10 protein-coding genes are annotated in these 11205 nt (G+C 43.2%); 4 read left to right on the forward strand and 6 right to left on the reverse strand.

The features are described from left to right. Positions 1-5: 5 nt before the first annotated feature. The 4 genes from O9316_RS07560 to O9316_RS07575 all read right to left on the reverse strand — a co-directional run bounded on the left by O9316_RS07560 (position 6) and on the right by O9316_RS07575 (position 5097). Complete coding sequence (locus tag O9316_RS07560) at positions 6-764, reverse strand: shikimate dehydrogenase (RefSeq protein WP_298205152.1); 759 nt, start codon at positions 762-764, stop codon at positions 6-8. Next, the gene (locus O9316_RS07565; RefSeq protein WP_298205153.1) at positions 761-2158 is read right to left on the reverse strand and encodes a tetratricopeptide repeat protein; all 1398 of its coding nucleotides are present in this window, start codon (positions 2156-2158) and stop codon (positions 761-763) included. Before O9316_RS07565 ends, O9316_RS07560 begins: the two co-directional genes overlap by 4 nt. Before the next feature lie 94 nt (positions 2159-2252). After that, complete coding sequence (locus O9316_RS07570) at positions 2253-3458, reverse strand: aspartate aminotransferase family protein (RefSeq protein WP_298205159.1); 1206 nt, start codon at positions 3456-3458, stop codon at positions 2253-2255. Between the two features lie 25 nt (positions 3459-3483). Further along, positions 3484-5097, reverse strand: a complete 1614-nt coding sequence (locus O9316_RS07575; protein WP_298205160.1) for an OstA-like protein — start codon at positions 5095-5097, stop codon at positions 3484-3486. A gap of 156 nt (positions 5098-5253) precedes the next feature. On the opposite strand from O9316_RS07575, the gene O9316_RS07580 reads away from it, so the two are divergent. Continuing rightward, positions 5254-7116 carry an alpha-amylase family glycosyl hydrolase gene (locus O9316_RS07580; protein WP_298205154.1) on the forward strand — a complete coding sequence of 621 codons (1863 nt, stop codon included), beginning with the start codon at positions 5254-5256 and terminating at the stop codon, positions 7114-7116. A gap of 33 nt (positions 7117-7149) precedes the next feature. Here the strand turns inward: O9316_RS07580 and O9316_RS07585 are convergent, their stop codons facing one another. Beyond that, positions 7150-8421 carry an adenylosuccinate synthase gene (locus O9316_RS07585; protein ID WP_298205155.1) on the reverse strand — a complete coding sequence of 424 codons (1272 nt, stop codon included), beginning with the start codon at positions 8419-8421 and terminating at the stop codon, positions 7150-7152. Positions 8422-8447: 26 nt separating this feature from the next. Continuing rightward, the gene (locus O9316_RS07590; protein WP_297516845.1) at positions 8448-8900 is read right to left on the reverse strand and encodes a Fur family transcriptional regulator; all 453 of its coding nucleotides are present in this window, start codon (positions 8898-8900) and stop codon (positions 8448-8450) included. 380 nt (positions 8901-9280) lie between these two features. On the opposite strand from O9316_RS07590, the gene O9316_RS07595 reads away from it, so the two are divergent. The 3 genes from O9316_RS07595 (at position 9281) to O9316_RS07605 (ending at position 11088) form a co-directional block, all read left to right on the forward strand. After that, positions 9281-9571: an RNA-binding protein gene (locus O9316_RS07595; protein ID WP_287784290.1), complete on the forward strand. Its 291-nt coding sequence runs from the start codon at positions 9281-9283 to the stop codon at positions 9569-9571. 171 nt (positions 9572-9742) lie between these two features. After that, entirely contained in the window at positions 9743-10858 is a 1116-nt protein-coding gene (locus O9316_RS07600) for a DEAD/DEAH box helicase (RefSeq protein WP_298205156.1), read from the forward strand. A gap of 14 nt (positions 10859-10872) precedes the next feature. Continuing rightward, complete coding sequence (locus O9316_RS07605) at positions 10873-11088, forward strand: hypothetical protein (protein WP_298205157.1); 216 nt, start codon at positions 10873-10875, stop codon at positions 11086-11088. Positions 11089-11205 lie beyond the last annotated feature (117 nt).

The following is an 11205-nucleotide window of genomic DNA, read 5'->3' on the forward strand; positions in this document are numbered from 1 at the left end:
TGTGTTCATACAAACGTATTGTTCCAAATTTCCCAGGCCTTCTCGGCTTGGTGAACCAGCATGGAATACCCATTTTCAATCGTGGCACCTTTAGCTTCGGCAAGGGTTAAAAAACGTGTTTTTGGCGGATTGTACACTAAATCAAAAGCAAGGTGAAGCGGCGTAAAATGCGCATAGGGTATTGGGGGACAAGCCGCTACATCGGGATAGGTTCCCAAGGGCGTACATTGAATGACAAGGGGGTGGGCGATCATGATTTCGGGGGTGATATCGGTGTAGGCAATAGTGCCTTCATCCCCTGAACGACTAACTACAGTGTAGGGTATACGTAAATGTTGCAGCGTATAAAGTATCGCTTTTGCTGCGCCTCCTGTTCCCAAAACAAGTGCGCGTTGGTGGTGCGATGCAAGGTAAGGTTCCAATGCTTTGTAGAAACCGTACCAATCGGTGTTATGGCCTAGGGTTGTTCCATCGGGGAGCCATTGAATCGTATTTACTGCCCCTATTTGGCGGGCAATGGGATCCAGATTGTCCAAAAAAGGAATGACCGCTTCTTTGTAGGGAACGGTCACGTTTAAGCCATTCAGTTGGGGTTGGGTTTGAAGTAATGTTTTAATGTGAGACGCCTCGGGCAAGTCGTAGTTATCATACCGACAGTGCTGCCATAGCGGGGCTTCAAATTTTTGCGCAAAATACCCGCGTGAAAAGGAATAGTCAATGTTTCGTCCCAAAAGGCCAAAGCGTTTTTCGGAAGAAGGGGTCATTCTTTTCGGTATTTTCGAAGGGCTTTTTGAATGCTATTCAAATCCATCACTTGCGGAAACAACTCTTCCAATAGCGTATAATGCGTTGCATTCAAACGCAAGGCATTGGCGAGGTGAAAACTTCCTTTTTCCTCCATTTCTAGTGTGAAATATAAACCAGCCATTCGGTACTCTATTTCATAAGCTTCGGGAAAGTATTCGCTGGCTTGAAGTAACGCAAGTATCGCATTATCATTTTCACCCATTTGATACATCATGTCTACCCAAAACAACCAAGTATCCAAGTCGTAATCGCCAAACTCAACGGCTTTACGGTAGCCGTGTTCGGCTTCTTCAAACAAAAAGAGGGCTTTGTTGATCGTAGCATACCGTTTCCAGTAGCTGCTGTTTTGATCGTCAATTCCTAAGGCTTTATTGACATAATAAAGGGCTTTGGAGTAGTTTTTTTGACGAATGTAAAAATCCGTGATGGCAATCCATCCTTTGTCCAATAGCGGATCTTCGTGAACCGTTTGGTTGTAATATTTAAGAGCTGCTACTTTATTACCCACTTTTTCGTAGCATTTGCCAATGCGTAATAAGGCATACGAAGTAGGATCGTCTAAGGCAAGGGTTTGCTCGTAACTTTCAATGGCTTCGGTGTAGCGTTTTAAACGTTCCAACGCTTTTCCTTTTTCCATGAATGCACCTACAAAAGTTTCGTCAATATAGGTTGCAAATTCAAAAGCGCGCACCGCATTTTCGTAATCTTTTAATCCATAATACAAGCGCCCTGACTGATGCCATGCAATTTCACTGTAAGGATTTCGATCGATATAGGTTTTCAAATAGTCGATAGCGGCGGTATTTTGATCGAGAAATTCAAAACAATACACCACATTGTACAAAGCCGATTGATCGGCAATATCCTCTTCCAAACATTGAATGAAACAGGATTTAGCCGATTCTAAATCGTCCATGAATAAATATTCCATTCCCATCAAGTTGTAGACGTCAGCTTGGTCATCGGTAAACTCGAGGGCTTTTTTCAAATACTCAACTGCTTTTTCGTGATTGTCTCGTTTGGAGTAAATACTGGCGCGTTGAATGTATATCTCTTCGTTGTGCGGTTCAATAGCATACAATTCATTCAATAGTTTTTCGGCAGCGTCCAATTTGTCTTCGTACACCAACATTTCCACGTGAACCAATTTCAGCCCCGTCGATTTGGGATGCTGTTCCAAGCCTAATTTGAGCGCTTTTTTGGCCAAATTGGTTTTTCCCATATCCAAATAGTACAAGATAATTTCTTCAAACTCTTCCGAATCGAAGAAGAACACCTTGTTGGTTTTCAACATCGACTCAAAGCGGGAGAGCGATAAATTGTAGTCGTCTTCTTCGTGATTCAAATACATAGCCATTGGGGTTTAGGTTGCACTATTTAAAGGTACGGATACCTTACGGAAAAACGGGAAAAAACAGGAATTGTTTTAAACAATTTAATTAACACTAACCGAGGGTAACGTGCTTATCCTCAGTCATAATCTCATCTAACGCCTCTAATAGGAGGGCACAACCTTCGCGAATTTCCGCCTCCGAAACGGTTAGCGGTGGGGTAATCCGTATGGCTTTTCCTTCAAACAGCAACCAAAATAGGATGAGTCCTTTGTCTTGGCATTTGAAAATGGCGCGATTTGTTATCTCTGGATCGGAAGTCATCGCTGCCAACATTAATCCGCGGCCCCTCACTTCCGCTATCAAAGGGTGTACCAAAAGTTGGCGAAACAATTTTTCTTTTTCCAAGGCTTGGGCCGCATAGTCTTTTTCGAGTATTTCTTGCAATGTAGCTAAACTGGCAGCGGCAATCACGGGATGTCCACCAAAGGTAGTAATATGGCCGAGTTTAGGGTCGTGACTCAACAAATCCATATAGCGTTCGTGGGCGATAAAACCGCCTACAGGCATTCCACCGGCCATTCCTTTGCCAATAATAACCACATCGGGCACGACATTGTAGTTTTCAAAGCCAAACAATTTTCCTGTTCGTCCAAATCCGGGTTGGATTTCATCAACAATCATCAAAGCCCCTACCTCCTCGCAACGTTGTTTGACTTTCAATAAGAAATCATTTTCGGGTTGGATAAATCCTGCGCCGCCTTGAATACTTTCCAAAATAATTCCGGCCGTACGCGTCGTAATTTTGGCGATATCCGCTTCGTTATTAAACGTAATAAATTCTACATCGGGCACCAAGGGACGAAAGATTTGTTTGCGCTCTTCAAAACCCATTACACTCATCGACCCCATAGTATTGCCGTGATAGGCGTTGTGGCAGGAAATAAGCTGACTCCTACCGGTGACGCGGCGGGCCAATTTGAGGGCGCCTTCAGTGGCTTCGGTACCCGAATTGACCAAATAGACTTTATTCAACTGAGGCGGTAAATTTTGGACCAATAACTTGCAATACTCCGTAGCTGGATGTTGCGCATATTCGCCATACACCATCACGTGCGAGTATTTGTGTAATTGATCAATAATGGCTTGATTTACCCTCGGATGCTGGTGTCCCAAGGAACAAGCCGATACGCCGGCTACAAAATCCAAATAGGCTTTGTTTTGGGTGTCATAAATATAGGAACCCACAGCATGGGAAACTTCCATCCCGAGGGGATAGGGTGAGGTTTGGGCTTGGTATCGTAAAAAGTCCGATTTCAAGGTCATATACCGTAGCGTTGTAGGTTTATTTCGTTTTGGTGGAACGGGTGGATTTGTCGTATTGTAGTGTTTCTTTTCGAATAGGCATGGGTACAGCGGGTTTTGCTGCATCCTTGCGCGCTTCTTCTTGCAATGCGGCTTCGGCTTCGGCTTCTTCGGGCGGAAAAATGGCTTCCTTAGAATTAATTCGCTCCTCAATACGCCACACAAAGCCCCTTAGTTTCCGCACATTTTCGGGAAAATCTTCCTCAGGGTATAGGGTGCCGTTCACCCGATCAAAAAAGGTAATCGTATCGACATCATTCCCGTTAAGCGTCATATTGATGCGACTACAAGCTGTTTTGTTGATGCCAATTAGTTCGTTTTGATCATTGCGCATGAAGTAAATAACCTCATTGTTTTTGACAACATCCACTTCATACAATTTATTTTCACGAAACTTTCCATACAAATTTATTCCTTTCACCTGATTGAAACCTGCGCCCAGTGTATCTTTGGAAATGATAAATGCATTGTTGAGTACTTTCAGCGAATCGAGTTTTTCCGTAGCATTATTACCAATAAGATGCATCACGTCGCCTGTGAGTTGTTTGTCGCCATTCCAAAGTATGGGTTTCCCAATCAGTTTGGTTAGGGCCACTTTTTGATCGGAGTGCAGGGAGTCGCATTTTCCACTCATGTCTGTTTTGAAAAAGCGTACATTTTTTTCCCCACGAATAATCCGTTCCCCAGGTTTCCCAGTGAGATAAATCTTCTTGGCATGTACAAACATCGAGTCGTTTTCTACCCAATAGCGAACTGAGGCACGACGGGTCATGTACACGGAGTCTTGTTTTTTGTACAATTCGGCATAATGCCCCTTGATAATAGCGCGGTTGATGGTATCGGTTATTTTGACATTCCGGGTTCCCGAGGAGAATTCGCGCGTTCGGTCAAAATACAAACTGTCGCCTTCAATTTTCCGATCCTTGTATTTGATATACGACTTCCTCAGAAAATGACCTACATTTTTTTTGGTATTGTAAAATCCGTTCTCGGTGTAAATAAAGTTGTCTTTTCCCGTGATGGTTGAAGGTCCAAAAAGATACGAATGCCCCGAACTGGTATAATAGTCCAAATGATTGGAGAGGATAGTGTATTCTGGGTTTTTGAGTTCTACTGCGGTCAAAAATCGGTACTTTTTTTCTTTTACATAATACGTTCCCGCATTGCTTTTGAGTGTATTGTTTCGGTTGGTAATGACGCCTTTGGTTTTGTAAAAAGCTTCTTGTTTCATTCGATCAAAATGAATGGTATCGGTCACCAAACTCGATTCGGGTGAGCGCATGACAACATTTCCCGTAGCATAGGCTTTTTTGACATTTCCGTTGTACTCGGCATAGGTACTATTGAGGTACAGGGTATCGCCTTGCACCATTTGAACTTGTCCAAAGGCTTTGATGTAATTTTCTTTTTGAAAAAAATAGGCTTTGTTGCAGGTCATAACCACACCTTCGTGACGCACACGAACATTTCCCGTGAGCAAAACGGCATCGGGAATCTCAAATTGGTTAATGTCCTGAAAGTCGGCATTTTCAATTTGAATACTCCCCGGAGGACGTTGCCCAAAAGCACATTCGCACCACGCAAGTAAGAACAAAAGAAAAACAAGAATACGTCTCAAATTCCGATAGATTAGTGGGGCAAATTTATGAAAAAGCCCCCGTTGGTTTTCGGTATTAAGTTTTTTTTATTAGCCTGCAGAATCCCCAATGAATTTCTATATTTGTGTTTCATCATGAAAAAACTAAAAATCATGCGTAGCTACATCTGGATGGCCGGTTTGGCATTTGCCTTTCAAGCCCAAGCCCAAGCCCCCAAAACACCCTCACAACCCTCCAAAAAAGTAACTGCTGTGGAACAGAAAAAAGTCGTTTATCAAGTTTTTACCCGATTATTTGGCAATACCAATACCACCAACAAACCTTGGGGTACCCAAGAAGAAAATGGCGTTGGAAAGTTTAATGATTTTACCGACAAAGCGCTCGAGGAAATCAAAGGATTGGGCGTCACTCACATTTGGTACACCGGCGTTCCCCATCACGCGGTGGTGGCCGATTACAAACCCTATGGCATTGCTGATGACGATCCCGATGTGGTCAAAGGACGCGCAGGTTCGCCCTATGCTGTAAAGGATTATTACAATGTAAATCCCGACTTGGCGGTCGATCCCTTGACGCGTTTGCAAGAGTTTGAAGCCTTGATTGAACGCACACATAAAAACGGGATGAAAGTCATCATTGATATTGTTCCCAACCACATTGCCCGTAAGTACAAGAGCTTGTCCAAACCCGAAGGCGTTAAAGACTTTGGAGAAGACGATGACGTGACCCAAGAATACAACCGCAATAACAACTTCTATTACATTCCCGGGCAACCGTTTCAAGTGCCCACATCGCCCGATTACAAGCCTCTTGGCGGGGATGAACATCCGTTGTTGGATGGACAATTTGAAGAAAATCCAGCGAAATGGACCGGAAACGGCTCACGTGCGGCCAAACCCGATATCAACGATTGGTACGAAACGGTTAAGGTAAACTATGGTATCCGTCCCGATGGCTCTAAAGATTTCCCTGAGTTACCTGAGGGTTTTGAGAAAAAAACATATGCCGAACATTATGCGTATTGGAAAGATAAGGACGTACCCAATTCGTGGTTGAAGTTTCGCGAGATTGCCTTGTATTGGTTGGAAAAAGGCGTTGATGGTTTCCGGTATGATATGGCTGAAATGGTACCGTATGAATTCTGGAGTTTTTTGAATTCGACCATAAAAATGAAAAATCCAGACGCTTTTCTTTTGGCCGAAGTATACAATCCCAACGAGTACCGCAATTATATTTTTAAAGGGAAAATGGATTACCTCTATGACAAGGTAGAGACCTACGATCATTTGAAAGCGATGATTCGTGGACAAGCACTCTCCGATGGATTGACCGAAATTCGCAAACGCAACCAAGACATTGAGCGTCACATGTTGCACTTCTTGGACAACCATGACGAGCAGCGTTTGGCCAGTATCGATTTTGCGGGAACTCCCGAGCGTGGAAAACCGTTGATGGTGGTTTCAACACTTCTAAGTTCAGCTCCCATTATGATTTATTTTGGACAAGAAGTGGGCGAACCCGGTTTGGAAGAGGGAGGCTTTGGAAAACCTACACGCACCAGTATTTTCGATTATGTAGGCGTTCCGCATCACCAACGCTGGATGAACAACGGTAAATTTGATGGAGGGCAACTTTCCGATAGTGAGAAAGCACTGCGGGATTTCTACAAGCGATTATTGTCTTTTAGTGCCAAAAGTTCGGCTGTGATGGGCAATTACATGGACTTGCACGCACCCAATGCTTCAACGCCCAATTACGACGGACAGCAATATGCCTTTGCACGCTGGTCGGCGACAGAGAAGTTGGTCGTTGTGTCCAATTTTGATTCGTACCGTGAGGTAGACTATACGTTGCAAATTCCAGCCGAGTTGATTCGGTTGTGGGGACTCAAAGACGGTTCGTATCCCATGAAAGATGTTTTGTATGGTGGTACAGCAACTTTAAAAGTAAGTCAAGGCAAAGGGCAAATTCCAATGAAGTTAAAAGGAAGTGAGTCCTTGGTGTTGAAGTTATAACACAAAAAAACCGTTCGCAATGAACGGTTTTTTTTATCTCATTATCGTTTGTTTTCGATCGGGACCGACGGAGACAACCTTAATTGGAACTTCGACTTCCTGTTCGATAAATGCGATATATTCTTTTAATTCTTGAGGCAAACTCTCATAGGTGGTTAACCCCGTTAAATCGGCGTTCCAACCTTTGAATTCCGTATATATTGGCGTGACATTTTCCGCTTCAATGTTATAGGGCAAATGGTGAATGGTTTTCCCTTTGTATTGGTAGGCGGTGCACACTTTCAACGTATCGAATCCTGAAAGCACATCGCCTTTCATCATCATCAATTGGGTAACACCATTGATTTGAATGGCATATTTTAAAGCGACGAGGTCCAACCAGCCACAGCGGCGTTGGCGACCGGTTACCGAGCCAAATTCGTTGCCTACTCGAGCCATTGTCGCGCCGACTTCATCAAACAATTCGGTAGGGAAGGGGCCACTTCCTACGCGCGTGGTGTAGGCTTTGAAAATTCCATAGACCTCTTTAATTCGATTGGGAGCAATCCCCAAACCTGTACACGCTCCAGCAGCTGTGGTGTTGGAGGAAGTGACAAAAGGGTAGGTACCAAAGTCAACATCGAGTAACGAACCCTGAGCGCCTTCACACAAAATGGATTTTCCCGCTTTTTGGGCTTGGGCTAAATAGTCTTCACTGTCGATAAACGTCAATTTCTTCAATGCTTCAATGGAGGCAAAAAACTCAGCTTCCATTTCGGCCAAATTGTACTGAATGGCCACATCGTAGAATTTAATCATTTCCTCGTGTTTATTGGCCAAATGACGGTAGCGCTCTTTGAAGTCACTCAATTCAATATCGCCTACACGAATGCCGTTACGTCCCGTTTTATCCATGTACGTTGGACCGATGCCTTTGAGGGTCGAACCGATTTTGGCTTTTCCTTTGGCGGTTTCTGAGGCGGCATCCAACAAACGGTGTGTTGGTAAGATAAGGTGCGCTTTTCGTGAAATGAACAATTTGGACGTCACATCCATGTTGAATTGTGCCAAGCCTTCCATTTCTTTTTGAAAGACCACAGGGTCAATTACCACACCATTCCCGATGATATTGATTGAATTTTGATGAAAAATCCCCGAGGGAATGGTACGCAATACATGCTTGATGCCATCAAATTCTAAGGTATGCCCCGCATTGGGTCCGCCCTGAAAACGGGCAATAATGTCATACTTTGAGGTGAGTACGTCGACAATTTTCCCTTTGCCTTCGTCACCCCATTGTAATCCTAACAGTAAATCTACAGTCATTGTTGTGTTGTTTGTGTTGTGTGGAATTATGCTTTTTTAGTGGCGTAGAAATAGAGGGAATGGTTGTGAATTTCTATCCCAAAAATTTCTTCCATGGTTTTTTTGATGGTTTGAATTCGTGGATCACAAAATTCAATGACTTCGCCCGTATCGGTCATAATAATATGATCGTGCTGCTTGTCGAAGTATGATTTTTCGTAATGCGCCTGATTTTGACCAAATTGATGTTTGCGCACCAATCCACAATCGAGAAGGAGTTCGATGGTATTGTACAAGGTCGCTCGACTCACCCGATAGTTTTTGTTTTTCATTTTGATATACAAATTCTCGATGTCAAAATGTTCTTCACTATCGTAAATTTCTTGTAAAATGGCATAGCGTTCAGGTGTTTTTCGATGCCCGTTGGTTTCCAAATAGGCCGTAAAAACATTCTTTACGGTCTCCTGATTTTTAGCGTTATCCGAAGCAATTTGTGTCATAGGTTACAAAGATACTTTTTTGTTGCCAAGAGGCAAAACTTGACGCTCATTTTTAAACGATTCCCATAGTGGTTTCAAAAAGGAGTGCCCAAAGAACGGGGTTGTTTCTCATTGTATAAATAGGGTAACTTTGTTTTTTTATGCCATTAAATCCCATTTTCGCGCTTTCTGACCGCCTTGGTATCCCTTGGTATGACTGTAAAAATGAAAATAAATGCGTTTTTAAAAGCGGAAACGTTACTTTACCGCTACCTTTGTACCCGATTGGTTCTCTGCCAATGCTCGTTCTGGATAGTGAATTTTGTTTTAATGACTTCTTTTCTTTTTCAGTTTTGGCGTTTCAGTACTGCCTTTTTTTTAATCATTAAAACAATTTTATTATGAACATTTATGTTTCCAACCTGAGCTACCATACCTCAGAATCAGATTTGCGCGAATTATTCAGCGCGTATGGTGAAGTTAACTCTACAAAAATTATTACTGATCGTGAAACGGGACGTCCTCGTGGCTTCGCTTTCGTTGAAATGGCTCAAAAAGAAGAAGGCCAACGTGCGATTCAAGGATTAAACAATACATCCGTAGACAATTTCGACATTAACGTTGCAGAAGCTCGTCCTCGTGAAGAGCGTCCACAATCGCGTAACTCGTTTCAATCGTACAAAAGGTACTAAACGACTTCTTGGTATTTGCCTTTCGGCGTGCAAGAGTCGCTCTATAGCCCTACAACAACGCAGAACGTCAAATTTGGCGTTCTGAACGTTGTGGGTCAATCCTGTTTTTCCCTTTCTACTTCATAAGACGAATACTATAGGAAGTTCGAATTTCATTTTACATTCGATCCTATGACATTTCAAGATTTTTCATTGCTTCCCGTGCTCCAAAAAGCGATCACCGAAGCCGGCTACACCCAGCCCTCACTCATTCAACAGAAAGCCATTCCACTATTGTTACAAGGCCACGACCTCATTGGTTGCGCGCAAACAGGAACCGGAAAAACCGCTGCTTTCGTGTTGCCCATTTTACAACAATTGACTCAAAATAAACCCGCTACCCCCGGACAAATACGTGTTTTGGTGGTAACGCCCACCCGCGAATTGGCCCTTCAGGTTGAAGCCACTTTTGCGCAATTGGGTTCGGGATTGCCTTTTCGTTCGCAACCTATTTTTGGTGGCGTTTCGGAAGGAAAACAAATTCAAGCGTTGCACCAAAAACCCGCTATAATTGTAGCGACTCCAGGACGGTTATTGGATTTATTACGCCGTAATCTCATCGATCTTCGCTCTTTAGAAACTCTTGTTTTGGACGAAGCCGATCGCATGCTCGATATGGGATTCATTCACGATATGAAGGCCTTACTACGGTTTTTACCGCAACAGCGACAGACCTTGTTTTTTACGGCCACTTTTCCCGATACTATTCGCAAATTAATTCCTCTTTTTCTTAACAATCCAAAGCAAGTTGATGCCCAACCGGTGTCTTCCATCAAAGCGGTTATTGAACAGGCTGTGTATGTGGTCGAACCGCAAGAGAAAGAGCCGATTTTGTTGTCGGTATTGCGCAACCACAACGGTCACCAATGTTTGTTGTTTACCAAAACCAAACACGGCGCTAATAAATTGGTACAAAAGTTAAGCAAACAAGGCGTTACCGCAGCGGCCATTCACGGCAACAAATCGCAATCGGCCCGCCAAAAAGCCTTGGCAGATTTTAAAGCACAAACCATTCAAGTCATGGTAGCTACCGACATTGCGGCCCGTGGCATTGACATCGAAGCCTTGCCTTTGGTCATTAATTACGATTTGCCGACCGAGGTGGAAACCTATGTGCATCGCATCGGACGAACAGGGCGCGCGGGTTTGAGCGGTCAAGCGATTAGTTTTTGTACGCCCAACGAATCGGCTATGTGGCGTCAAATCGTCAAACAAAATGGTAAACCCATTCATCAACTCACCCATTAATTCGATTATTCTCTATGGCAGACTCGTTTTCCAAAAAACAACAACACAAGAAAAAAGTCCTCAAGCAAAAAGAAAAAGACCAAAAAAAAGCCGACCGAAAGTTACACAATAACAAAGGCAAAGGGTTTGACAGTATGCTCATCTATGTGGATGAGAACGGTCATTTTACCGACACAAAACCAATAAAAATTGAAAGTAATCAAGAAAAAAAGAAGCCGTCTCAATACTAAAATTTTGAGACGGTTTTTTTATTTGATTAAACTTTCATCAAAAGTTTACTATTTTAAAATGAGTTTAAAATTGCCTTTAAGCTGCAATTTTCTTTCTTAAGTTGTGTGCTAAAGCCA

The organism is Flavobacterium sp., from assembly GCF_027533505.1.
Taxonomy (GTDB): Bacteria; Bacteroidota; Bacteroidia; order Flavobacteriales; family Flavobacteriaceae; genus Flavobacterium.